The sequence below is a fragment of the Curtobacterium sp. PhB170 genome (genome assembly GCF_003752345.1).
Taxonomy (GTDB): domain Bacteria; phylum Actinomycetota; class Actinomycetes; order Actinomycetales; family Microbacteriaceae; genus Curtobacterium.
In genome coordinates, this window is the sequence record NZ_RJUM01000009.1 from 80,610 (window position 1) to 103,769 (window position 23,160).

Consider the following 23,160-nt stretch of genomic DNA (forward strand, 5'->3'; position numbering starts at 1 on the left):
TTCGGGCCGTCCTGTGGTTGTTGACAAGGGTCCGGGTTGCGTCAACGGTAACCCCAAAGTGAAGGTTGAGGGTTGTTGTCGCGCACATTGGCCCCCGCACGGGGGCGGACGACGGGTGTCGTCCGGCAGAGGGTGCGCGCCCCGACCTCAGCGGTCCAGTGAGTATGCTGTTCCGGTCCTGCCCCCACCGAACGAAGAGACGTATGGTCGATCAAGCCCGCATGGCGGCGCTCGCCAAGGAGCCCCTCGTCGTGATCGGCGCTCCGACGAGCGCTTTCCGAGGTACCTGGCGAGAACTCCGCGACGTCTTCGGACAGCGCGAGATGCTCGGGATGCTCATCCGCCGCGACCTGAAGGCGCGGTACAAGGACTCGGCACTCGGGTTCGTGTGGACGCTCGTGCGCCCGCTGACCCAGCTGATGATCTACTACTTCGTGATGGGCAAGATCCTCGGCTCGTCACGCGCGATCGACAACTTCGCCATCTACGTCTTCACCGGCCTGACCGCCTACACGCTCTTCAGCGAGATCGTCGCCGGGTCGACCGGGTCGATCGTCGGCAACAGCGGGCTGATCAAGAAGGTCTACGTGCCGCGCGAGGTCTTCCCCCTCGCGAGCGTCGGCGCGGCCCTGGTCAACTTCCTCATCCAGTTCGCGATCCTCATCGCCGCGACGATCGTGCTCGGGGTCTTCCCCTGGCACGAGGGGTTGATCTACCTCATCCCGTCGCTGCTGGTGATCCTGGTGTACGGCGCAGCGATCGGCCTCGTGCTGTCGGCGCTCAACGTGTACCTGCGCGACGTGCAGTTCGTCATCGACGTCGGGCTCATGGTCCTCCTCTGGGCGTCGCCGATCGTCTACTCGTACTCGATGGTCGTCGCCGAGCTGAAGGTGCAGTGGCTGCTGGCGGTCTACACCAACAACCCGCTCACCCTGTCGGTGCTCGGACTCCAGAACGCGATCTGGATCCACCCGACCCCCGTCGACTACCCACCGCACCTGATGATGCGGCTCGGCATCGCCCTCGTGATCGGGCTGTTCTGCCTCATCGGCGCGCAGCGGGTCTTCTCCCGCCTGCAGGGCAACTTCGCGCAGGAGCTCTAGACCATGGCCATCAGCACCCCCGTCGCCCCGTCGACGTCCGGCGCCACCGCCGAGCGCCCCGACGTCATCGTGATCGACCACGTCCGCAAGCGGTTCGTCGTCCGCAAGGACAACACCATCCGCGAGCGGATCGTCACGCTCGGTCGCGCCGGCCGCAAGCACCGTCAGGACTTCTGGGCACTCGACGACGTCACCGTGTCGATCCAGGCCGGCACCACCGTCGGGCTGATCGGCCAGAACGGATCGGGCAAGTCGACGCTGCTCAAGGCGATCGGCGGGATCATCCAGCCGACCTCCGGAACGGTCTCGCGCCGCGGACGCCTGGCGGCCCTGCTCGAGCTCGGTGCCGGCTTCCACCCCGACCTCTCCGGCCGCGAGAACGTCTTCCTGAACGCGAGCCTGCTCGGCCTGACGCGCAAGGAGACCGAGGAGCGCTTCGACGACATCCTGGCGTTCTCCGGGATCGGCGACTTCATCGACACCCAGGTGAAGTTCTACTCATCGGGCATGTACGTGCGACTCGCCTTCGCGGTCGCCGTGCACACCGACCCCGACGTCCTGCTGGTCGACGAGGTGCTCGCCGTCGGTGACGAGGCCTTCCAGCGCAAGTGCCTCGACCGCATCCGTTCGTTCCAGGAGCAGGGCAAGACGATCATCATCGTCACGCACTCCCTCAGCCAGGTGCAGGACATGTGCGACCGCGTCGTGCTCCTGAACAAGGGCAAGGTCCTGCACGACGGAGACCCGATCGGTGCCGTCAGCCTGTTCCGCGACGTGCTCGAGGAACGTCGTGCCGGTGAACTCAGCGCCGACGTCGCGGTCGGTCGCGGCACCGTCCTGCAGGCCTCGGTGCACGCCGACGGCAAGGGGCCGCGCGACGGGGTCACCCCCGGTGACGACCTGCTCGTCGACATGGAGTTCGAGCACCTCGACGGCGTCGAGGACTGGGAAGCAGCGGTCCAGGTCAACAACACGTCCGGCCAGGTGGTCTACGGCACCACGACCGGCATCATGGGCATCCACCTCGAGCCGCTGCACGGCCGCAAGAAGCTCCGCCTCCGCATCGCGGACACGAACTTCGGCACCGGCAAGTACTTCATCAACGTCTCGATGATGGACTCGGCCGGCCGGCACCTGCACGACCTGCCCGAGTGCGACTCGTTCGAGGTCCCCTCGTTCGGCGACGCGGTCGGCAGCGTCTACGCGAAGCCCTCCATCGAGGAGCTCGACTGACGCCCGTCGACGACGCGTCCCGCACCGCGGTCGTCGTCGTCAACTGGAACCGTGCGGACCTCACCACCGCGGCCGTCCGCGCCGTCCTCGCCGAGGGCGCGGCCGACCAGGTGGTCGTCGTCGACAACGGCTCGTCGGACGACTCCGTCGCGGTGCTCCGCCGCGACCTGCCGGGTGCCACCGTCATCGCGCGGGAGCACAACGGTGGCTTCGCGGCCGGCGCGAACACCGGCATCCGGCACGCGGACGCCGACGTCGTCGTCCTGCTCAACAACGACGCCGTCCCGGCGCCGGGCTTCGTCCGGGCGCTCCGCGACCACCTGGCGCAGGCGGGGCCCGAGGTCGCGGCCGTGACGGGCCGCATCGTGCTCGCCGGACGTTGGACGGGCCTCCCGGTCGACGCGACGCCCGCACCCGACCAGCGCGTGCTGCAGGGCCACGACGGCCGCCTCTGGACGCCGTCGGCGGACGGCGAGGTCCGCCTGAACTCCACCGGCGTGCGCGTCGACCGCGACGGCAACGGGATGGACCGCGACTGGTTCGCGCCCGTCGACCGGGTCGCCGACGTCGACGTCTTCGGGTTCTCCGGCGGGGCCTCCGCCCTGCGGCGGAGCGCCCTCGACGACGTCGGCCTGCTCGACGAGTCGCTCTTCATGTACTACGAGGACACCGAGCTCGCGTGGCGACTCCGCCGACGCGGCTGGCGGGTCGAGCACGCGGCCGACGCGGTCGTCGAGCACGACCACTCGGCGTCCTCCGGGGTGCAGAGCGACCTGTTCCTGTTCCGCAACGCTCGGAACCGGATGGTCGTCGCACTCTGGCACGCACCGTGGGACACCGTCCTGCGCGCCGGCGCCCGTACCCTCTTCCGCGGCCTGCGCGGGCTGCTGTCCGCCTCCACCCGACGGGAGGCCCGGCTCGTCCTGGCAGCGTTCGCGGACGTCGTCGGGGCGCTCCCGTCGCACCTCGCCCGGCGGCTCCGCGAGACGCGTCGCGCGTCCGTCCCACGCCGCAGCGTGGACCCGGGCGCATGAGCGCGGCGGGCTATCCTGGTCTCTCCCCAGCCCACTCCCACTCCCCCGCCGACGGTCCCGACCGCGGCGGCCCCGTCCGGAAGGACCCACGCGTGCCGCAGCTCACCGTCCTCGTCGACGGGACCGCGGTACCGCGCGAACTCGGCGGCGTCGGTCGCTACGTCGAGGGGGTCGTGTCGCACCTGACCGACCCGTCGCTCGACGTCCACCTGGTCGTCCGGCCCGTGCACGCTCCGCACTTCGCCGCCGTCGCGCCGCACGCGACCGTGCACACCGCGCCGGGGTGGACCGACTCCGTGCCGCTCCGGTTCCTGTGGGAGCAGACCGGACTGCCGGCGCTGGGCCGTCGCCTCGGCGCGCAGGTACTGCACTCCCCGCACTACACGTTCCCGTTCGCGTGGCGCGGCGGCTCCGTCGTCACCCTGCACGACGCCACCTTCTTCTCGAACCCCGAGTGGCACTCCCGGCTGAAGCGCACGTTCTTCACCTGGTGGAGCCGTCGTTCGCTGCGCACCCGGCCGGTCGTCGTCGTGCCGAGCGCGGCCACCGCGACCGAGGCCGCGCGGGTCGTCGGCGGCATCCGCGCCGACGTCCGGGTCGCACCGCTCGGGGTCGACCGTGCCGTCTTCCACGAGCCGACCACCGCCGAGGTCGAGGACGCCCGGATCGCGGCGACGCTGCCCGAGGGCGCGCCCTGGATCGCGTTCCTCGGCACGATCGAGCCGCGGAAGAACGTCACCGCACTGCTCGACGCCTACGCCGCGGTGCGCTCCGCGCGGACGACGGCGGGTGCGGACACGCCGTGGCTCGTGCTGTCCGGGGCCCGGGGCTGGGACGAGGCCGCGATCGCACGACTCGACGCCCTGCAGCCCGACGACCACGTGATCGAGGCCGGGTACCTGCCCCTCGAGGACCTGGCGGGCTACCTCGGCGGCGCGGAGTTCGTCGTCTACCCCTCCCTCGGCGAGGGCTTCGGCCTGCCGGTGGTCGAGGCGATGGCCTCCGGCGCGTGCGTCCTGACCACCCGCCGGTTGTCGCTGCCCGAAGTCGGCGGTGACGCAGCCGTGTACACCGAGCCGTCCGCCCCCGCACTGGCGTCCGCCATGACGGGGCTGCTTGACGACCCGTCGCTCGTCGCGTCGCACCGGGCGGCCGCGCTGGCCCGGGCCGCCTCGTTCACGTGGGAGGCCACGGCAGCCGTGCACGTCGAGGCCTACTCGGCCGTGGCCGAGGCCGCTCGGGCCGGGGGTACCCGGTGATCCGCGTCGCCGTGCTGACGGTCACCTACAACACCGGCGAGACCATCCGGCCGTTCCTGGCGAGCGTCGCGGCGGCGTCCTCGGAGCCGGTCGCCGTCGTGATCGCCGACAACGGGTCAGCCGACATCGACGCACTGCGGGCGATCGGTGAGTCCTACGGTGCCGTCGTGGTGTCATCGGGGGGCAACCGTGGCTACGGCGGGGGCATCGACGCCGCGCTGAGCGCCCTCGACGACGTCCTGCCCGACGTCCGCCCCGAGTTCCTGCTCGTCACGAACCCCGACGTCGTGCTCGGCGAGGGGTCGATCGACGCGCTCGTCGCCGCCGCCGACCGCCTGCCGTCCGGCGGGTCGTTCGGTCCGCGGATCCTCGACGACCACGGCGAGACCTACCCGTCCGCCCGCCAGCTGCCCTCGCTGCGGACCGGCCTCGGCCACGCGGCGTTCTCGCGGTTCTGGCCCGCCAACCCGTGGAGCCAGCGGTACTGGTCCACCACGCAGGTCGTCGAACGTGAGGCCGGCTGGCTGTCCGGCGCGTGCTTCCTCATCCGTACCGACCTGTTCCGGCAGCTCGACGGCTTCGACGAGTCGTACTTCATGTACTTCGAGGACGTCGACCTGGGCCAGCGTGTCGGTCGCTCCGGTCGCGCGAACGTGTACGTGCCGAGCGCCGTGGTCACCCACACCGGGGCGCACTCGACGTCGTCGAACCGGCGCCGGATGGAGATCGAGCACCACCGCAGCGCGTACCGGTTCCTGTCGCGCAAGTACGGGGCGTGGTGGCTGCTGCCGCTGCGCCTGGTGCTGCGCGCCGGCCTGTCGCTCCGTGCCCGCTGGGTCACCCGCAAGTAGCCGGCACCCCGGTCGGTCGGTCGGTCGGTCTCCGGGGTCAGCGACGCAGGCGGGCTCGTTCGGTGCGGGCCGCCTCGAGCAGTACCCCGGCGCGCGCGTCGAAGGAGTGCTCCGCGGCGATGCGCTCGGCCACGACGGCGCGCGCAGCAGCCGACGGCCACAGTCGCGCCGGATCGAGCAGGACGGCGAGCTCGTCGCGGGAACCCGCCACCGCCAGGGTCGGCACGTCGAGGACCTCGGCGAGCCCGGCGACCGCGTCCGTCACGACGACTCCCCCGGACGCCAGCACGTCGAACACCCGGTTCGACACGAAGCCGCCAGCGGCCATGTCCGGCCAGTGGTCGTTGAGCACCAGGCGTGCCGAGGAGTAGGCCGTCGCGACCTCGGCCCGGCTCAGCGACGGTTCACCCAGTGCCCCCGCCGGCACGAGCGGTCCCCACCCGGGCCCGTGCACCCGCAGGTCCGCACCGAGCGCCACCGCATCCGACACCACCGGACGTGCGGCTCCGCGGGTCGACCCGACGAACACCACCCGGTCGGCATCGGCACTGCTCGTCGACCGCGCACCCGTGTGGAACACCGCGGGGTCGGTCGCCTGCAACAGCGTCCGGACCGGTACGCCCGAACGCACCCCGGCCGCAGCCGCCCACACCGGACCGGCGGCGAAGGCGACGTCGAAGGAACGCAGCTCGGTGTCCGTGACGTCGTCGGGGTGGCTGATCACCCAGAGCAGGTTGACGGACGCCGGGTTCGGCGGCACCCGGTCGAGTCCGCGGATCACCAGGGTCACGTCGTCGGCGGCGTCGTCGTCCAGCACGTGGGCGTCCCGCCGGTCGATCCGGACGCGCTGCCCGAGCCGCTCGAGGGCGCCGGCCAGCTCGGCCGCGAAGTGCACGTCGCCCCAGCCGTCACCATCGGACCCCGCGGGAGCGGCGATCTTGAGCGACCACGACAGCTCGTCGCCGTCGCTCTGCGAGCGGGGCGTCGGTGCCACGGGCCGCGCGCCCCACGGCGGCAGCGGCGGCCCGGCCGTGATGGCGAACCCGCGCGGGTCGGGCCGGCGGTCCCGCCAGCCGGCGAAGGCGTCGACGACGGCCCCGTCGACCGTGCGGCCGGCCTCGGCGGAGCGCTCGACGGCCCAGGTGACGACGGCGGCGTGCCCGGTCCGGTCCGCGACCGCGCGGCTCCAGGCCGTCAGCGTCATCCGTTCGTCCGGGAGGCACGGAGCCGGCACCAGCGCGGACCCCGGCACGGCGAGCACGGGCTGGTCCGCCGCGAAGACCGGCACGGTGCGGATGCCGTCCGCGAGGCGGGCACGGTCGACGGCCGCGGCGACCGAGGCGTCCACGGGCGCCGCTGCGTCCGGTGCACCAGGGTCCCCCGACCCCGCACCGGCCGTGCCGTCGTCGGTCCACGGCAGCGCCCCGGGCCGGAGCAGCCGAGCACCGTGTCGGCGCCCGCCGTCCGCCGTCCACACGCGAGCCTGCGCCACACGGTCGGTGCCCGCGGCCGCGAGCACCTGGAGGTCCTGGTCGGTCACGCCGACGGTGGAGTCCACGACGAGCAGCACCCGGCCCACCCCGGACGAGACCCCCGCGTTGATCGCGGACCCGATGCCGTCCACCGGCTCGCGCAGCACCCACGGCACACCGCGGACCGGTTCCCCGACGGGTGATGCGTCCGCCACGTAGCCGACGGCCCGGACGTCGACGTCCGGGCCGAACGCCACACGGGCCGCCGTCACCGCGGCCGGCAGCCGGTCGTACCGGTCGGACCGGCTCACCAGCAGCACGGTGACCGCGCGGTCGAGCTGCGACAGCGGGCCCACGAAACCGGCCACGCGGACGACGGCAGCCGGCGTCGCGGGCGCTGGAACGGGATCGTGGTGGACGGACGCCGTCGTCCCGCGACGACGGCGACCAAACCAGCCAGGACCAGGGGCCATGCGGGAAACCAGCCGAGCGGTGACTAGACGCCGAGCAAGCGCTGGAGGTAGACGCCGTAGCCGCCCTTGACGAGCGGTGCGGCGAGCGCGGACAGCTGCTCGTCGTCGATCCAGCCGTTGCGCCAGGCGATCTCCTCGATGCACCCGATCTTGAAGCCCTGCCGGTCCTCGATGACCTTCACGTACTCGGACGCCTGCATCATCGACTCGAACGTGCCGGTGTCGAGCCAGGCCGTGCCGCGGTCGAGGACCTGGACACCGAGCTCGCCGGCCTCGAGGTAGCGCTCGTTGACCGTGGAGATCTCGAGCTCGCCGCGCGCACTCGGTTCGATCGTCTTGGCGATCTCGATGACCTTGTTGTCGTAGAAGTACAGGCCGGGGACGGCGTAGTTCGACTTCGGCTCGGCCGGCTTCTCCTCGATGGAGACCGCCGTGAAGGCATCGTCGAACTCGACGACGCCGTACGCCTTCGGGTCGGCCACGTGGTACGCGAAGATCGTCGCACCCGCGACCTCGGTGTTCTTCTTCAGGCTCGTGCCGAGGCCGGTCCCGTGGAAGATGTTGTCGCCGAGCACGAGGGCGACGCTGTCGTCGCCGATGAAGTCCTCGCCGATGACGAACGCCTGCGCGAGCCCGTCCGGGGACGGCTGCACGGCGTACTGGATCTCCATGCCGAGGGCGGAGCCGTCGCCGAGCAGCGCCTTGAACTGCTCGTTGTACTCCGGCGTCGTGATGACGAGCACTTCGCGGATGCCGGCCATCATGAGCGTCGACAGCGGGTAGTAGACCATCGGCTTGTCGTAGATCGGCATGAGCTGCTTGCTGATGCCCTTGGTGATCGGCCAGAGACGGGTGCCGGAACCCCCGGCGAGGATGATGCCCTTCATCGCAGTGCGCTTCCTTCGTTCGTTACTTCGTCGTGCGGAGCGACTCGGTGTAGGCCACGCACTCCTCGTAGATGGGCAGCAGACCCGCTGCGGCGGCTTCGTCGAGCGTCGGTGCGCTGGTGTCCTTGTCGGACAGCACGAGCTCGCCGATGCCCTCGGGCAATTCGAGGCCGACGGTCGGGTCGAGGATCGTGATCCCCTTCTCGCGCTCGGGGTTGTAGTGGGCGCTCACGAGGTAGTTCACGGTGGAGTGGTCCTCGAGCGCGACGATCGCGTGTCCGAGGCCCTCGGACAGGTAGACGGCCTTGCGGTCGACGTCGTCGATGCGGACGGAGTCCCACTGCCCGAAGGTCGGCGACCCCACCCGGATGTCGATGATGTAGTCGATGAAGGCCCCGCGGACGGCGGTGACGTACTTCGCCTGGCTCGGCGCGACGAGGGCGTAGTGGATGCCCCTGGCGACGCCGGCCGCCGAGATCGACATGTTGACCTGTCGGAGGTCCAGTGGGTGACCGACCGTCTCTTCGAGGACGTCGGCGCGGTACGCCTCGAGGAATGCTCCTCGTGCGTCGCCGTGCTGGACGGGCGTGAACTCCCACGCGCCGGGGATCTTCAGTTCGCGGATCTGCACTGCTGCACCCTACCAAGCCGTCCGGTCGACCACCGTCGGCAGGCCGGACCTGCACCGAACCGTGGGTTCGCATAGGCTGTCCTGGCCTCGCGCACCTGCCGGACCCCAGAAACGAGACACTGCGAACCCGTGAAGCTCTTCATCCAGATCCCCTGCCTCAACGAGGAGAACACCCTCGCCAGCGTCATCGACTCCATCCCGCGGGAGATCGACGGCATCGACGAGATCGAGATCCTGGTGATCAACGACGGCAGCACCGACCGCACCGTCGAGGTCGCCAAGGAGCACGGCGTCAAGCACTTCGTGCACCACACCACGAACATGGGGCTCGCCCGCTCGTTCCGTGACGGCGTCGACTACGCGCTGTTGCACGGGGCCGACATCGTCGTGAACACCGACGGCGACAACCAGTACCCGCAGTCGCAGATCGCCGAGCTGGTCCAGCCGATCCTGCGCAAGCAGGCGGAGATCGTCATCGGCGACCGGCAGACGCGCACGATCGAGCACTTCTCGGGCTTCAAGAAGCTCATGCAGCGCTTCGGCTCGTGGGTCGCCAGCCGTGCAGCGGGGCTCGACCTGCCCGACGCCGCCAGCGGGTTCCGCGCGTACTCGAAGTACTCCCTCATCCGGCTGAACATCGTGACGCGCTTCAGCTACTGCATGGAGACCATCGTGCAGGCCGGCTACAAGCGGCTGGCGATCGCGTCCGTGCCGATCACGACGAACCCGAAGACCCGCGAGTCCCGGCTGTTCAAGAACATCTGGCAGCACATGTTCCAGTCCGGCTCGGCGATCGCCCGCGTGTACCTGATGTACCGGCCGATGGCGCTGTTCCTGTGGGTGGCCGCGATCCTCGGCGTCCTCGGCGCCTGGCCGCTCGTCCGGTACCTCGTCCTCCTCACGATGCACACCGGTGGCAACCACCTGCAGTCCATCATCCTGGGCGTCGTGCTCCTCATCACCGCGGTCCTGAGCATCGTGATCGGCGTCGTCGCCGACCTGACCAGGCTGAACCGGACGCTGGCCGAGGAGCAGCTCGACCTGCAGAAACTGCAGCGGTATGGCGACTGAGCGCGGCGCGTCCGTGCTCGACCGACGGACCCGCTTCGCGCTCTGGCTGCGCCGCCCCGGCAGCTGGGTGGAGATCGCCGCCTGGGCGGGGCTCGCCGCCTTCGTCGTCTGGACCCTCGGTCCTGCCCTGATCGGGCACGGCACCTTCCTCAACACCGGACTCCTGGCCCGGTACACCCCGTGGGGCGAGTCGCTCCGGTCGATGACCACGTCGACGAACATCCTCAACAGCGACACGATCGACACGGTCGCACCGCAGACCTCGCTCCTCACCCGCCTGGCCCACGAGGGCGTCTTCGCCGCGTGGAACCCCTACGTCGCGGGCGGCGCCGAACTCGGCGGGATCCCCGACTCCGGTGCCTGGTCGCCGCTCTCGCTGCCGTGGTGGTTCCTGCCGCTGTCGTACGCGCCCGGCATGGTGAAGCTGCTCGAGGTCGTCGTCGTCACCGTCGGCATGTCGCTCCTGCTGAGCCGGTGGGGCGTCCCCCGCGCCGGCTGGGCGATCGCCGCCCTGGTCTACTCGTCGTCCGGCTTCATGGTCGCGTGGGCGAACTGGCCGCAGACCCGTGTGGCGGCCTGCATCCCGCTGCTGTTCTGGGCGATCGACCGTGCCGCGGTGGAGCTCCGCGCGCGCGACGTCATCGCGGTGGGGGTCCCGCTCGCGTCGATGCTGCTCGGCGGCTTCCCCGCGATCGTCGGGTACGCGCTCTTCATCGGCGGCCTGTACTTCCTGGTCCGGACGATCGTCGCCCACCGCCGCGTGCTGCCCGTCGTGCGCAGCGGGGTCATCGCGGTCGGCGGCATCGTGTTCGGGTTGCTGTTGTCCGCCTGGCAACTCGTCCCGTTCGCCATCAACGCGACGAGCTTGGTCGACTTCAGCGGACGCGGGCAGAGCGGCCCGAACGGTCTCGGTACCCCACCGCTCGTCAGCGCCTGGGTGCCGGACATCTCGTTCGTGCAGAGCACCGGGCCGGCGTGGGGCATCCGCAACCCGGTCGAGGAGTACTCGTACCTGGGCATCGCCGCCGTGGTGCTCATCGCAGCGGCGGTCCTCATCCGACCGGCGCTCCCCACCCCGGCGCTCCGGACCGAGGACGCCGCCCCGGACGTCCGGGCACGGCACGACCTCGTCCGACGCCGCACGCACGGCGTCGTCGCGATGGTCGCGGCGATGCTCGCGCTCGCCGTCGTCATCGTCTACCTGGGCGGCCCCGTCCTGTCGGCCGTCCGCGAGCTCCCGGTGTTCGACACCAACCCGATCGGCCGCGCACGCGTCGTCGTGCTGTTCCTCGCGGCCGCGCTGGCCGGGGTCGGCTTCGGCCGCGTGGCGCAGCCCGAGAACCTGCGTGACGAGTTCGCGCGCTTCCGGGCAGCAGGACCGCTCCGACGCACCGGTCGCGTCCTGGCGATCGCCGTGGTGCTCTTCGTGGCGGTCGGGGTCGGCGCGCAGACGCTGCTCGCGATCCCGCTCATCTCCGAGGAGTACGTGCACCGCACCAAGGTCGAGATCCTCTGGGTGGGGATCTTCGGCGCCGCCACCGTGGTGCTCGTCCTGCTCGTGTGGGTGCTGCGGTCTCGGGTCCTGACGACGATCGCGTCGGTCGGCGTCGTCGCCCTCGTCGCGGTGCCCGCCGCCATCGCGACGCAGCCCTGGTGGCCGATCGCGCCGACGTCGACGTTCTACCCGACCACCCCGGCGATCGACTACCTGCGGAAGCACGTCGCCGACCAGGGCCGCTACGCCACCACCGGCAGCGCGATGCTCCCCGGGTCGTCGTCGTACTACGAGATCCGCGAGACCACCGGCCACGCCTTCCAGACCGCCCAGTGGAAGGAACTGATGCGGGCGGTCGACCCGGACACCTACCCGACGGCGACGTACCTGTCGTTCGAGCCGAACCTCATCCCGTCACTCGCCACGTCGGGGATCCTCGACCGGGTCAGCACGAAGTACCTGGTGGCCGACCCGTCCGCGCCACTCGCCGGCACGGCCGAGCCGGGCGCTTCCCAGACGAAGTGGTCCGACCTGACCGCGGCGAACCCGTCGGTCGACTCGGCGAGCCACACCGGACCCGTCAACGGCGTCACGTTCACCGGGCCGCCGGCGCCCACGACCTCCGCCGGGGGCATGACGCTCGAGGTCGCGATCGTCGCAGACGACTCCGGCGAGACGCTCGCGTCCACGTCGAGCTGGGTCCCCGGGCTCGGTGGGCCACGGAACGTCGCGCTCGAGGGTTCGGAGATCCCGGCCTCGACCTCGTGGCACATCCGGATCAGCGTCACCGGGCAGGACAAGCTCGTCCCGATCGGCACGGACGACGCCGGCGACGCCGTGATGAGCATCACGCGCCCGGACGACGGCGACGGCGTGACGGTCGTGCACACCGGCGACGCGACGATCTACGAGCGCAGCGACGCCGTGGACCGGGTGCGGTGGGCCTCCGACCAGGTCGTCGAACGGACCGCCACCGCACGCATCCGGACCCTCGCCGACAAGTCGTTGCCGGCGTCCACGGTCGTCCTCAGCAAGCCGTCGAGCCACACCGCCGACCCGGACGGCACCGCACGGATCACCGTCCAGGGCGACGATGTCAACCGGACCGTCGCGAAGGTCGACGCCACCGCAGCCGGCTGGGTGGTCGTCTCCGACTCCCTGCAGCGAGCGGGGTGGACGGCCACCGTCGACGGTGCGCCGACGGACCTGGTGGCAGCCGACGACGCCGGCGGTGCGGTCTGGGTGCCGGCGGGCGAGCACACCGTCGCACTGCAGTACGCGGTGCCGGGAGCTCGGACCGGGTACCTGCTCAGCGGCGCCACGGTCCTGCTCACGATCCTCACCTGCACCGTCGTGACCGTGCTCGTCCGACGCCGCCGCAGGCGACCGGGCGACGACGCCGCGAGCGCGACCCACTAGCATCGTCAATCGATCCACCGTCACCGACTCCGAAAAGGAACCAGATCACGTGAAGATCCTCGTCACCGGCGGAGCCGGCTTCATCGGCTCGAACTTCGTCCGACGCACCCTGCAGGACGCCTACCCCGGACTCGAGGGTGCCGAGGTCGTCGTCTACGACGCCCTGACCTACTCGGGCAACCTGGCGAACCTCGCCCCGGTGTCGGACTCCCCGCGCTACACCTTCGTCGAGGGCGACATCCGCGACGCCGCGAAGCTCGACGAGGTCATCCCGGGCATCGACGCGATCGTGCACTTCGCCGCCGAGTCCCACGTCGACCGTTCGGTCCGCGACTCCGGCATCTTCGTCGAGACCAACGTCGTCGGCACGCAGCGCCTGCTCGACGCGGCGCTCCGCCACGGCACCGAGCGCTTCGTGCACGTGTCCACCGACGAGGTCTACGGCTCGATCAGCGAGGGTTCGTGGGACGAGGAGCGCCCGCTCGAGCCGAACTCGCCCTACTCGGCGTCGAAGGCCGGCAGCGACCTGCTCGCGCGCAGCTACCACCGGACCCACGGGCTGAACCTCTCGATCACCCGCTGCTCGAACAACTACGGGCCGTACCACTTCCCCGAGAAGGTCATCCCGCTGTTCGTCACGAACCTCATCGACGACCGGCACGTGCCGCTGTACGGCGAGGGCAACAACATCCGCGACTGGCTGCACGTCGACGACCACACCCGTGGCATCGCGCTCGTGCTCACCAAGGGCCGCGCCGGCGAGATCTACAACATCGGCGGCGGTACCGAGTTGACGAACAAGGAGCTCACGCAGCTCCTGCTCGACGCGACCGGCAAGGACTGGTCGTACGTCGACCGCGTCGCCGACCGCCTCGGCCACGACCTCCGGTACTCGGTCGACATCTCGAAGATCCAGGCAGAGCTCGGGTACGAGCCGCAGGTGCCGTTCGAGCAGGGCCTCGCCGACGTCGTGCAGTGGTACCGCGACAACCGCACCTGGTGGGAGCCCCTCAAGGAGCGTGCCGCGCTCTCCTGAGCAGCGGTCCCCCACCCGACCACCACCGACACGGAAGCGACACCATGACCCGGTACCTCATCACCGGCGCCGCCGGCATGCTCGGCCACGACCTGCGACAGGCCCTGGCCGGCCGCGAGGTCACGGCGCGCTCCCGTGCCGAGCTGGACATCACGGACCCGGCGGCCGTGGACGCCGCGGTCGCCGGGCACGACGTCGTCATCAACTCGGCCGCGTACACCAAGGTGGACGACGCCGAGTCACACGAGGACACCGCCCACGCGGTGAACGCGACCGGTCCGGCGCTGCTCGCCGAGGCCGCCGTGCGGCACGGGGCGAAGTTCGTGACCGTCTCGACCGACTACGTCTTCGACGGCAACGGCACCGCGCCGTACGCCGAGGACGCGCCGACCGACCCGGTCAACGCGTACGGACGGTCCAAGGCGGCCGGCGAGGCCCTGGTGCGCGAGATCGCACCGGACTCGTCGTACGTGGTCCGCACCGCGTGGATCTACGGCGCACACGGTCCGAACTTCGCGGCGACGATGCTCCGGCTCGCGGCGTCCCACGAGACGGTGAGCGTCGTCACCGACCAGGTCGGGCAGCCCACGTGGACCGGTGACCTGGCGGCACGGATCATCGCGCTGGTCGACGGCGACGCCCCGGCCGGGATCTACCACGGCACGAACAGCGGGCAGGGGTCGTGGTACGACTTCACCCGGGCGATCTTCTCGGAGAACGGCCTCGACCCGGAGCGGGTCCTGCCGACCGACAGCGCCGCCTTCGTCCGTCCGGCACCCCGCCCCGCCTACAGCGTCCTCGGCCACGACGGCTGGTCCCGCGCCGGCCTGGCGCCGATGCGCGACTGGCGCGAGGCGCTGCACGCTGCGACCGCCGCCGGGGTCTTCAGCGCATGACGGTGCCGTCCACCCTGGTGGTCGGCGCCGGCGGGTTCCTCGGCGGAGCGGTCCGCCGGTCGCTCGTGGCGTCCGGAACCGACCCGCTCGTCGCGCGCGTGCCCTGGGACGACCAGGACGCTGCGGTTTCCGCGCTGGTCGACGCCCTCCGCGTGGTCCGCTCCGGTCCGGAACCGTGGCGGCTGCTGTGGTGCGCGGGGACCGGCGTCGTCGCGACCGGTGCCGACGTCTTCGACGCCGAGCAGCGACTCATCGCACGGGTGCTCGACGCCACCCGTGACGACCGGTCCGGTGCCGGCACGGTGTTCTTCGCCTCCTCCGCCGGCGCGGTGTACGCGGGTAGCGCGACACCGCCCTTCGACGAGCAGACCGAACCCGTGCCGCTCGCCCCGTACGGGCACGCGAAGCTGGCGGTCGAGGGACAGTTCCGCGAGTGGGCGCACGACACCGGCTCGCGTCTCGTGGTCGGTCGGATCTCGAACCTGTACGGGCCGGGGGCGAACCTGCGCAAGCCGCAGGGGCTCGTTTCGCAGTTGACCCTCGCGCACCTCGAGGGTCGCCCGTCGTCGATCTACGTGCCGATGTCGACCACACGCGACTACCTGTACATCGACGACGCCGTGGACATGGTGCTCCGGACCCTCGACCTCGTCGAGCAGGACGCCGCAGCGACGCCCGTCGTGACGAAGATCCTCGCGTCGGGGCAACCGGCCACCATCGCGGACGTGATCGACGCCGTGGAGCACGCACTCGGCACTCGCCTCGACATCCGGGAGGGCGCAGATCCGTCCGCCACCTTCCAGGGGCTCGACCTGCGGATGCGGTCCGACGTGCTCCCACAGGTCGGCGAACGCACCTTCGTCCCCTTCGGGCAGGGCGTCGCGGCGACCGTCGACGCGATCCGCGCGGACCACGCACCAGCCGGGGCCGACCACGCGGAACAGTAGGCACGGCGCAGTAGGATCACGTCATGCGTGATCGACCCGCCGGCCGCATCGGGTCGTTGGACGGGCTCCGCGGCGTCGCCGCTGCCGTCGTCCTGATCCACCACGGCCTGCTCGTCGTCCCGTCGCTGTCCGACGGCAACAACGGTCTGCCGGTGCCGTCCAGCCGCGCGTGGCTCGTGGACTCCCCACTGCACCTGTTCTGGGCCGGCGGCGAGGCCGTCTTCGTCTTCTTCGTGCTGAGCGGCTTCGTCCTGACGCTCCCGTCGCTCCGACGCGCGCAGGACTGGTTCGCGTACTACCCGAGCCGGCTCCTGCGGCTCTACGTGCCGGTGGTCGCCTCGGTCGCACTCGCACTGGTCCTGTTCCTGCTCGTGCCGCGGACCGCCGACCCCGGTGCGTCGGGCTGGCTGCTCCGACACGTCGAGCCGCTCACCGCCGGCGGGCTGCTGGGCGACGTGACGTTGTGGTCGCCCACGCGGCTGAACAGCCCCCTGTGGTCCCTGACGTGGGAGGTCGCGTTCTCGCTCCTGCTGCCGGTGTTCGTGCTCCTGGCGAAGGCGACCAGCCGGGTCTGGTGGCTCACGGCCGTCGCCGCGCTGCTGCTGTCGGCGTACGGGCGACAGGTCCACGAGGACTGGCTGATGTACCTGCCGATGTTCCTGCTCGGCTCGGCCCTCGCCGCCGGTTGGGAACGGATCCCCGAGATCCGACGCGGTCCGGGGTGGGTCCTCGCCGCGCTGGCGGTGCTCGGCATCACCTTCGAGTGGTGGGTCCCCCGCTCGATGGTCGGGCTGCACGTGCCGATCGTGGTCCTCGCCTCGGCAGGTCTCATCGTGCTCCTGTGCGGCAAGTGGCTGCCGGCGGAACGGGTCATGCTCGGGCCCGTGCCGCGAGCCCTCGGCCGGCTGTCGTTCAGCCTGTACCTGGTGCACGAGCCGATCACGGTGTCGGTCGCGCTCCTGCTGCCGACGTCGGTGCCGTGGCTGACCCCGATCATCGCGATCCCCGTGGCGGTCGTCGTCGCCGGGCTCTTCGCGCGGCTCGTCGAGCTGCCGGCGCACCGCCTGGCGAAGCGCGTGGCGAAGACCATCACCGTGCGCCGGGGGCGCGTGGGGCCGGCCGCTCCGCGCGACGACGGCGCGGACGCCGGTCTGCGGGACGACGACCGCCGGGCGGCTTAGCGGCTCAGGCGCGCGCGGCGGCGAGCAGGTCGCGGTAGCGGTCGCCGACGGCCTCGACGGTGTGCGCGGCGGCGGTCTGCGCGGCAGCGCGGCCGAGCCGCTCGGCGAGCTCCGGGTCGGCGAGCAGGCGGTCGACCGCCGAGGCCAGCGCGCCGGCGTCGCCGGGAGCGACGAGCAGACCGTTCACACCGTCCTCGATGACGTCGACGATGCCGGGCACCGCCGACGCCACGATCGCGCAGCCGGCGGACATGGCCTCGAGCAGGGCGACGGGCAGGCCGTCGCGGTCGCCGTTCGCGGCCGGCACGGACGGGTAGAGCGCGATGGAGGCCGTCGCGTACTCCGCCGCGAGCGCTTCCTTGCCGCGCGCGCCGAGGAACGTCACGACCGAGCCCGCACGTCCCTCGAGCTGCGCACGCAACGGGCCGTCGCCGACCACGGCGACCTGGGCCGGCTGCTCGGTCATCCGGTCGAGGGCGTCGAGCAGGACGGTGGCGCCCTTCTTCTCGACGAGTCGGCCGACGAAGAGGACCCGACCGGGCACACGCGTCTCGCGCTCGACGGCGCGCGTGATCGGGTCGAGGTCGACGCCCATCGGGACGACGTGCACCTGCTCGTCGCGGGCGCCGAGCTTGCCGAGTTCCTGCGCCATGTCGGTGCTCATGCAGGTGACGGAGGCGGCGCTGCGGATCACGGACCGTTTGACGGCCTGCAGGAGCGGGTGACGCAGGGCGTAGAGGTCGCCACCCAGCGTGGTCACCACACGTGGCAGGTCGCCGAGCACGAGCTGACCGACGGCGCCCTGGGGGATGATCCAGTGCAGCAGCGCGACGTCCGGCTGCGAGCGGCGTCGCTCGCGTCGGAGGGCGGCTGCCATGGACACGAAGAAGAACGGCACCTGCAACCAGCGGGACTTCTTCGCCTTGAGGTTGTCGACGATGGCGCCGTCGGCGAGGTCGCGCCAGCGGGCCGGGAAGTACCCGTACCGCCGGACCTCGACGTCACCGATCCGCTGGTGTGCGCTGGCACCCTTCGTCATCGGGGCGACCACCACGACGCGGTACTCGTCCGACAGCGCGATCGCCAGGTCGAGGACGAAGCCGGGCGTGCCGTCGCCGGCCTCAGCCGGGAAGGTCGACGCAGCGACGAGGAGGGTCGGACGGAGATCCGGATCGGGTCGCATCCAGCGCGCTCCCTTAGAGTTGTCGGTCGATGGACGCACAACAGCCTACGGGGTCGGCCGCGGGGTCCCAGGACCCGCTCGACACCTCCTCCGACGCCGCGATCGGCGCGGTCCCGACCAGGGGTCGGCGCGCCCGCGTGCTCACCGTGGTGAAGTGGGTGGCGGCCGTCGTGGCCGTGGCGTTCCTCGTCTGGAGCATCGCGCGCCAGTGGGACGCCATCGCCCGCGACTTCGGCCGGCTCGACGCGCTCACCGTCCTCGTCGGCATCGTCTTCACGATCGTCGCCCTGGTCGCGAACATGCTGTCGTGGCGCGCGATGATGGCAGCCAGCGGCTATCACGTCCGGCTCGCCGCAGCGTCGTCCATCTTCTTCGTCGGCCAACTCGGCAAGTACATCCCCGGCGGCGTGTGGTCGATCGCCGCCCAGGCCGAGCTCGGGCGGGCGCACGGGCTCCAGCGCACCGGCAGCGCCGTCGCCGCGCTCGCCTCGATGCTCGTCAGCATGGTCACTGCCGCGATCGTCGGGATCATCGCGGTGCTCCTCGCGTCGTCGACCGGGTTCGCGACCTTCTGGTGGCTCATCCCCGTGATCGTGATCGGGCTCGTGTGCCTGACGCCGCCCGTGCTCGGTCGGCTCATCGCGCTGGCGTTCCGTGTGCTCCGCCGTCCCGCCCAGGACACCACGCTCACCTGGTCCGGCACGGCGATGTCGCTGGTCTGGTCGCTCGTGATGTGGGTGGCGTACGGCGTGCAGGCGACCGTGGTGCTGCGGGTGTTCGGGGCCGACTCGCCGACGCTGTTCCCCGTGGCCGTCGGCGCCTACGCCGTGGCGTGGCTCGTCGGGTTCGTCGTCGTCATCGCCCCGGCCGGCATCGGGCCGCGTGAGGGCATCCTGGTGCTCCTCCTCGGCAGCGTCGCCGGCGGCTCTGCCCCCCTCGCCCTCGCCGTCATCAGCCGGGTGTTCATGACGATCGGCGACGTCGTGCTCGCCGGTGCCGGTGCGGTGCTCGCGGCCCGGCACCGTCGGGTGACGGCCGCCGTCGCACGTCGCGGCGGCGCTCCGGTCCCTCCCCGAACCGACTGATATGGTCGGCTACCGACCGCGCCGTGCGCACGGCAGCACCACGAGGAGGCGCACCGCATGACCACTCTGCACGTCGTCGTGGACCAGGTCGTCGCACCGGTCCCGGGCGGGATCGGTCGCTACGCCGAAGAGCTCACCCGTCACCTGATCGACAACGCCCCGGCCGGCTGCGACGTCGCCGGCATCGTGTCGGCGGTCAGCCGCGACGAGCTCGCCCACATCCGCACGCTCCTGCCCGGACTGGTGGAGCTCGACCGCCTCGCGCTGCCGCGCCGTGAGCTCTCGCTCGCCTGGCAGGGCGGAGTCGTCGGCGGCGTCGCGAAGGGCATGGTGCACGCACCGAGCGTCCTCGCGCCCCTGGTGAAGCACAACCGCTTCCAGGACCCGGGCCGCCAGACGGTCGTCACCGTGCACGACACGGTGCCGTGGACCAACCCGGAGACCCTGACGCCGCGCGGCGTCCACTTCCACAAGGCGATGGTGAAGCGGGCGTGGAAGCACGCCGACGCCGTCGTGGTGCCCACCCACGCGGTCGCGAGCGCCCTGAACGAGATCCACCGGTTCGACGAGCGTCTCCGGGTCATCGGCGGCGCTCCGAGCGGCCGGCTCCGCCTGCCGGTCGACGCCGACGTCCGCGCCGAGCGGCTCGGCCTGCCCGACCGGTACGTCCTGGCGGTCGGCACCCTCGAGCCCCGCAAGGCGCTCGCGTCGCTGATCGAGGCGCTCGCCCACCCGGACGCCCCCGCCGACATCCCCCTCGTGATCTCCGGACCGGACGGCTGGGGCGACGTCGACGTGTACGGCACCGCCGAGCGCGCCGGACTTTCGCGCGACCGGGTGAAGGTGCTCGGCCGCATCGACGACGCCGACCTCGCCGTCGCGTACGACCGTGCCACCGTCTTCGTGTTCCCGAGCCTGGCCGAGGGGTTCGGGCTGCCCGTCATCGAGGCGATGAGCTTCGGGACGCCGGTGGTGCACTCCGACGACCCGGCCGTGGCCGAGGTCGCCTCGGACGCCGGGGTGACCGTCGCCCGCGGGCCGCGGGAGTCGTACCCCGAGCGCCTCGCGCAGGCCGTCTACCAGGTCGTCAACGACCCGCTGCTGGCCGGTCAGCTCGCCGTCGCCGGACCCGACCGAGCCCGGATGTACGACTGGGCCGACTCGGCCGCCGAGACCTGGCAGCTGCACGCGGACCTCTGAGGCGGTCCGACCGCCCGGACCGCCTCAGCCCGTGTACGAGTACGTGGTGACCCAGTCGATGTACAGGTGCCCGACGCCGCCCCAGTTGCCCACCTGGAACATGTACCGGTGCGCGGTCGTCGGGACGTCCTTCGTGACCGTCTTGATGACCTTGCCGTCGAGGGAGTACGACACCGACTTGCCGGGGATCCACTCGATCGAGTAGGTGTGCCACGACCGCCAGGTCGTCCCGGTGCTCAGGCTCGTCGCCGTCGCTTCGCGGCCGGGGGTCATCGAGTGGTGGTGCAGCATCGGCGCGGTCTCGAAGTTCGACTCGGGGTAGTCGATCTCGCCGTCGGACCACGTGTCCGAGGACGGCCAGAGCATGAACGCGGCGCCGTTCCCGTTGCCGCCGGCAGCCATCGCACGGACGGTGAACTTCCCGCCCTTGTGGCCCCATGCTCCGGTCGGCGACCCGAAGGTGCCGGCGGCGCCGCGCTTGCCGTCGAGCCGCACGTCCATCGAGCCGTTGATCGCGCTGATCTGGGTCCCCGAGTAGTACATGCCGCCCGTGCCGTCCGGGTACGGCTGCCACGACTTGGCGTAGGACTTCGCGAACTTCCCCTTGGCTGCGGCGGTGGTCCGGAAGTCCTCGCGGAAGGTCTGTGTGAACTTGCCGATGTTGCCGACCGGCGCCGAGGTGGTGGCTGCCGTCGCGGTGGTCCCCTGACCGAGCGGCCCCGCGACGAGCGCGGCGCTGAGGAGCACGACGGTGAGTGCGGCTCGCTTCGTGGCGCGTTTCTGCATGCGTTGTCACTCCCTGACGTGACGGTCGGCACCCGTTCCCGTGGGTGCCGGAGGGCCGGCGTTCGGCCTCCCGCGGTACAAGGTAGTTGTTGAATGCAGCCAGCGCGCGGGGTTGACAGGGTCGCTTTATCCCCAGTACGCGGGGGTTGCAGACCGTTCCGTCTGCCACCGTGAGGACCCGTTCAGCACCGTCGTCCGTCCCCCGTCCGGGGGCGCGATCCGGGTCGACGACGGCCGTCAGAGCGAGTCGCGGAGGCGCGCGGCCTTCTCCTCGACCAGGCGCTCGAGCCCGATCGCGTACTCCGCCAGACGTGCGGCGACGGCGGGCTCGGAGGACCCGATGATGCGCGCGGCGAGCAGCCCGGCGTTCGCCGCGCCGTTGATGGCCATCGTCGCGACGGGGATGCCGGCGGGCATCTGCACGATCGACAGCAGGGAGTCGAGGCCGTCGAGTCGGGCGAGCTGCACGGGCACACCGATCACGGGGAGCGTCGTCATCGACGCGACCATGCCCGGCAGGTGCGCCGCACCGCCGGCCCCGGCGATCACGACGCGGATGCCACGGTCGGCGGCACCGCGGGCGAACCGGGTCATCTTGTCGGGCGTGCGGTGCGCCGACACGACGTCCGCCTCGAACGGGATGCCGAGCTCGGCGAGGATGTCCGCCGCCGCGCGCATCGTCGGCCAGTCGGAGTCCGACCCCATGATGATCGAGACGAGCGGCTGAGCGGGTGCGGCGGTGTCGGTCACGCGGACGAGCCTAGCCGAGCAGCACCCGGCGCCAGGCGTCGTCCTCGCGGCCGATCGTCCGCTCCCCCGTGACCCACCGGACGGCCCGTTCGTCGGCCGTCCCGCGCTCGACGGCGGCACGCACGGCGTCCCGCCAGGCTGCGGGGTCGTCGGGGACGACGACGGCTCCGTGCGCCCGGGCCAGGGCGTACGACGGCCGGTCCGAGACGACCGCGGGGAGCCCGAGCGCGGTGTACTCCAGGAACTTCAGGTCGCTCTTGGCACGGTTGAACTCCTCGTCGCGCAACGGGGCGACACCGGCGCGCCACCGTTCGCGGTGGGCGACGAGCCAGCGGGAGAACGCCGGGTAGTGGCCGTCCGGCACCTCGACCCGGCGGAACCAGTCGGCACCGCCCTCGGCGGTCACCCCGATGACCTCGAGCCGGATCGGTGTGCCGTCCGCGGTCGTCAGGTCGGTGAACACGTCGCGCAGGAGTTCGAGGTCGGCGGCGTGGGTGAGCGTGCCCATGTAGAGCACCCGGTGCTCACCGTCGGGGCGCTCGTCGTCGTGCTCTGCGGCGACCGGGGTCCAGAGCCCGGGGTCCAGGGCGTTCGGCACGACCGTGACGTCGCGGGCGACCGGGCGCACGACGTCGGCGAGTTCCGGTGTGCTCACCACCACGGTGTCGGCGCCGCGGACCAGCGCGTCGATCGAGGCGAGTCGGTCCGGGTCGTACTCGGCCCGTGCGAGCCGTCGGCGCCCGGACTCGGTGAAGAAGTCATCGTCGACCTCGCCGACGACGCGGACCCCGCGGGCTGCGGCGGCGTCGAGGAACGGCTGCACGGCGTCGCGCGGCAGGATGTCGCGCTGCACCAGCACGGCGGCGTACGCGGTGGTGTCGGTCCCGTGGACGAACGCCGCCGGGTCGACCTGGCGAACCGCTGTCGTGCCGCTCGCCGCCAGGTGCTCGGTGCGCCGGACGACGCGCACGTGAGCGGACGCCGGATGCGCACCGTCCGCACCGGCGACGACGTACCCGAGCACCGGCAGCGGCGCACGAGCGAGCACCGACGACGGCTCGGGGCGGGTCGGCGTGCCGACGACGGCGCGACGGAGTCGGCGAGCGGCCCGGCGGACGAGATCACGTGGCATGCCGCCATCCTCCCGCACCGAGCCACGGGCGCGCCC

20 protein-coding genes are annotated in these 23,160 nt (G+C 71.7%); 13 read left to right on the forward strand and 7 right to left on the reverse strand.

The window, feature by feature from the left end; genetic code table 11:
- The first annotated feature begins 203 nt into the window (after positions 1-203).
- The 5 genes from EDF40_RS04555 (at position 204) to EDF40_RS04575 (ending at position 5,480) form a co-directional block, all read left to right on the forward strand.
- Positions 204-1,103 carry an ABC transporter permease gene (locus EDF40_RS04555; RefSeq protein WP_123338963.1) on the forward strand — a complete coding sequence of 300 codons (900 nt, stop codon included), beginning with the start codon at positions 204-206 and terminating at the stop codon, positions 1,101-1,103.
- A gap of 3 nt (positions 1,104-1,106) precedes the next feature.
- Entirely contained in the window at positions 1,107-2,336 is a 1,230-nt protein-coding gene (locus tag EDF40_RS04560; protein WP_123338962.1) for an ABC transporter ATP-binding protein, read from the forward strand.
- Entirely contained in the window at positions 2,255-3,370 is a 1,116-nt protein-coding gene (locus EDF40_RS04565; protein WP_221180448.1) for a glycosyltransferase, read from the forward strand. The genes EDF40_RS04560 and EDF40_RS04565 overlap by 82 nt, the downstream gene beginning before the upstream one ends.
- Before the next feature lie 92 nt (positions 3,371-3,462).
- Entirely contained in the window at positions 3,463-4,629 is a 1,167-nt protein-coding gene (locus EDF40_RS04570; protein WP_221180447.1) for a glycosyltransferase family 1 protein, read from the forward strand.
- Positions 4,626-5,480 carry a glycosyltransferase family 2 protein gene (locus EDF40_RS04575; protein ID WP_123338960.1) on the forward strand — a complete coding sequence of 285 codons (855 nt, stop codon included), beginning with the start codon at positions 4,626-4,628 and terminating at the stop codon, positions 5,478-5,480. Before EDF40_RS04570 ends, EDF40_RS04575 begins: the two co-directional genes overlap by 4 nt.
- Before the next feature lie 37 nt (positions 5,481-5,517).
- Here EDF40_RS04575 and EDF40_RS04580 read toward each other — a convergent pair whose 3' ends face one another.
- From EDF40_RS04580 to EDF40_RS04590, 3 genes are all read right to left on the reverse strand, one after another.
- Entirely contained in the window at positions 5,518-7,320 is a 1,803-nt protein-coding gene (locus tag EDF40_RS04580; RefSeq protein ID WP_123338959.1) for a glycosyltransferase, read from the reverse strand.
- A gap of 128 nt (positions 7,321-7,448) precedes the next feature.
- Positions 7,449-8,312, reverse strand: coding sequence for a glucose-1-phosphate thymidylyltransferase RfbA (gene rfbA, locus EDF40_RS04585; protein WP_123338958.1), 864 nt, complete (start codon positions 8,310-8,312; stop codon positions 7,449-7,451).
- Between the two features lie 22 nt (positions 8,313-8,334).
- On the reverse strand, positions 8,335-8,943 hold the full coding sequence (locus EDF40_RS04590; RefSeq protein ID WP_123338957.1) for a dTDP-4-dehydrorhamnose 3,5-epimerase family protein: 609 nt from the start codon (positions 8,941-8,943) through the stop codon (positions 8,335-8,337).
- Positions 8,944-9,072: 129 nt separating this feature from the next.
- On the opposite strand from EDF40_RS04590, the gene EDF40_RS04595 reads away from it, so the two are divergent.
- Genes EDF40_RS04595 through EDF40_RS04620 form a run of 6 tightly spaced genes read left to right on the forward strand, consistent with a single transcriptional unit; the run spans position 9,073 to position 16,988 of the window.
- Positions 9,073-10,014: a glycosyltransferase family 2 protein gene (locus EDF40_RS04595; protein WP_123338956.1), complete on the forward strand. Its 942-nt coding sequence runs from the start codon at positions 9,073-9,075 to the stop codon at positions 10,012-10,014.
- A complete protein-coding gene (locus EDF40_RS04600) occupies positions 10,004-12,928 on the forward strand; it encodes a hypothetical protein (RefSeq protein WP_123338955.1) in 2,925 nt (974 codons plus the stop codon). The genes EDF40_RS04595 and EDF40_RS04600 overlap by 11 nt, the downstream gene beginning before the upstream one ends.
- A gap of 49 nt (positions 12,929-12,977) precedes the next feature.
- Positions 12,978-13,964, forward strand: coding sequence for a dTDP-glucose 4,6-dehydratase (rfbB, locus tag EDF40_RS04605; protein ID WP_123338954.1), 987 nt, complete (start codon positions 12,978-12,980; stop codon positions 13,962-13,964).
- 44 nt (positions 13,965-14,008) lie between these two features.
- Positions 14,009-14,860 carry a dTDP-4-dehydrorhamnose reductase gene (rfbD, locus tag EDF40_RS04610; protein WP_123338953.1) on the forward strand — a complete coding sequence of 284 codons (852 nt, stop codon included), beginning with the start codon at positions 14,009-14,011 and terminating at the stop codon, positions 14,858-14,860.
- Positions 14,857-15,807: an NAD(P)-dependent oxidoreductase gene (locus EDF40_RS04615; protein ID WP_123338952.1), complete on the forward strand. Its 951-nt coding sequence runs from the start codon at positions 14,857-14,859 to the stop codon at positions 15,805-15,807. Before rfbD ends, EDF40_RS04615 begins: the two co-directional genes overlap by 4 nt.
- A 23-nt stretch (positions 15,808-15,830) precedes the next feature.
- Positions 15,831-16,988, forward strand: coding sequence for an acyltransferase (locus tag EDF40_RS04620; RefSeq protein WP_123338951.1), 1,158 nt, complete (start codon positions 15,831-15,833; stop codon positions 16,986-16,988).
- Between the two features lie 4 nt (positions 16,989-16,992).
- On the opposite strand, the gene EDF40_RS04625 is transcribed toward EDF40_RS04620, so the two are convergent.
- Positions 16,993-18,171, reverse strand: coding sequence for a glycosyltransferase family 4 protein (locus EDF40_RS04625; RefSeq protein ID WP_123338950.1), 1,179 nt, complete (start codon positions 18,169-18,171; stop codon positions 16,993-16,995).
- Positions 18,172-18,200: 29 nt separating this feature from the next.
- On the opposite strand from EDF40_RS04625, the gene EDF40_RS04630 reads away from it, so the two are divergent.
- A complete protein-coding gene (locus tag EDF40_RS04630) occupies positions 18,201-19,256 on the forward strand; it encodes a YbhN family protein (protein WP_123338949.1) in 1,056 nt (351 codons plus the stop codon).
- 57 nt (positions 19,257-19,313) lie between these two features.
- On the forward strand, positions 19,314-20,456 hold the full coding sequence (locus tag EDF40_RS04635) for a glycosyltransferase family 1 protein (RefSeq protein ID WP_123338948.1): 1,143 nt from the start codon (positions 19,314-19,316) through the stop codon (positions 20,454-20,456).
- 24 nt (positions 20,457-20,480) lie between these two features.
- Here EDF40_RS04635 and EDF40_RS04640 read toward each other — a convergent pair whose 3' ends face one another.
- From EDF40_RS04640 to EDF40_RS04650, 3 genes are all read right to left on the reverse strand, one after another.
- Complete coding sequence (locus EDF40_RS04640; RefSeq protein WP_123338947.1) at positions 20,481-21,242, reverse strand: glycoside hydrolase family 16 protein; 762 nt, start codon at positions 21,240-21,242, stop codon at positions 20,481-20,483.
- Between the two features lie 237 nt (positions 21,243-21,479).
- The gene (purE, locus tag EDF40_RS04645) at positions 21,480-21,947 is read right to left on the reverse strand and encodes a 5-(carboxyamino)imidazole ribonucleotide mutase (RefSeq protein WP_123339067.1); all 468 of its coding nucleotides are present in this window, start codon (positions 21,945-21,947) and stop codon (positions 21,480-21,482) included.
- A 55-nt stretch (positions 21,948-22,002) separates the two neighbouring features.
- Positions 22,003-23,124 carry a glycosyltransferase gene (locus EDF40_RS04650; protein WP_123338946.1) on the reverse strand — a complete coding sequence of 374 codons (1,122 nt, stop codon included), beginning with the start codon at positions 23,122-23,124 and terminating at the stop codon, positions 22,003-22,005.
- Positions 23,125-23,160 lie beyond the last annotated feature (36 nt).

Bases quoted from the DNA above. Each gene is read 5' to 3' on its own strand.
- EDF40_RS04560 (WP_123338962.1), top strand. From the start codon at position 1,107: ATGGCCATCAGCACCCCCGTCGCCCCGTCGACGTCCGGCGCCACCGCC.
- rfbD (WP_123338953.1), top strand. From the start codon at position 14,009: ATGACCCGGTACCTCATCACCGGCGCCGCCGGCATGCTCGGCCACGAC.
- EDF40_RS04600 (WP_123338955.1), top strand. From the start codon at position 10,004: ATGGCGACTGAGCGCGGCGCGTCCGTGCTCGACCGACGGACCCGCTTC.
- purE (WP_123339067.1), bottom strand. From the start codon at position 21,947: ATGGGGTCGGACTCCGACTGGCCGACGATGCGCGCGGCGGCGGACATC.
- EDF40_RS04650 (WP_123338946.1), bottom strand. From the start codon at position 23,124: ATGCCACGTGATCTCGTCCGCCGGGCCGCTCGCCGACTCCGTCGCGCC.
- rfbA (WP_123338958.1), bottom strand. From the start codon at position 8,312: ATGAAGGGCATCATCCTCGCCGGGGGTTCCGGCACCCGTCTCTGGCCG.
- EDF40_RS04620 (WP_123338951.1), top strand. From the start codon at position 15,831: ATGCGTGATCGACCCGCCGGCCGCATCGGGTCGTTGGACGGGCTCCGC.
- EDF40_RS04635 (WP_123338948.1), top strand. From the start codon at position 19,314: ATGACCACTCTGCACGTCGTCGTGGACCAGGTCGTCGCACCGGTCCCG.
- EDF40_RS04625 (WP_123338950.1), bottom strand. From the start codon at position 18,171: ATGCGACCCGATCCGGATCTCCGTCCGACCCTCCTCGTCGCTGCGTCG.
- EDF40_RS04615 (WP_123338952.1), top strand. From the start codon at position 14,857: ATGACGGTGCCGTCCACCCTGGTGGTCGGCGCCGGCGGGTTCCTCGGC.
- EDF40_RS04640 (WP_123338947.1), bottom strand. From the start codon at position 21,242: ATGCAGAAACGCGCCACGAAGCGAGCCGCACTCACCGTCGTGCTCCTC.
- EDF40_RS04630 (WP_123338949.1), top strand. From the start codon at position 18,201: ATGGACGCACAACAGCCTACGGGGTCGGCCGCGGGGTCCCAGGACCCG.
- EDF40_RS04555 (WP_123338963.1), top strand. From the start codon at position 204: ATGGTCGATCAAGCCCGCATGGCGGCGCTCGCCAAGGAGCCCCTCGTC.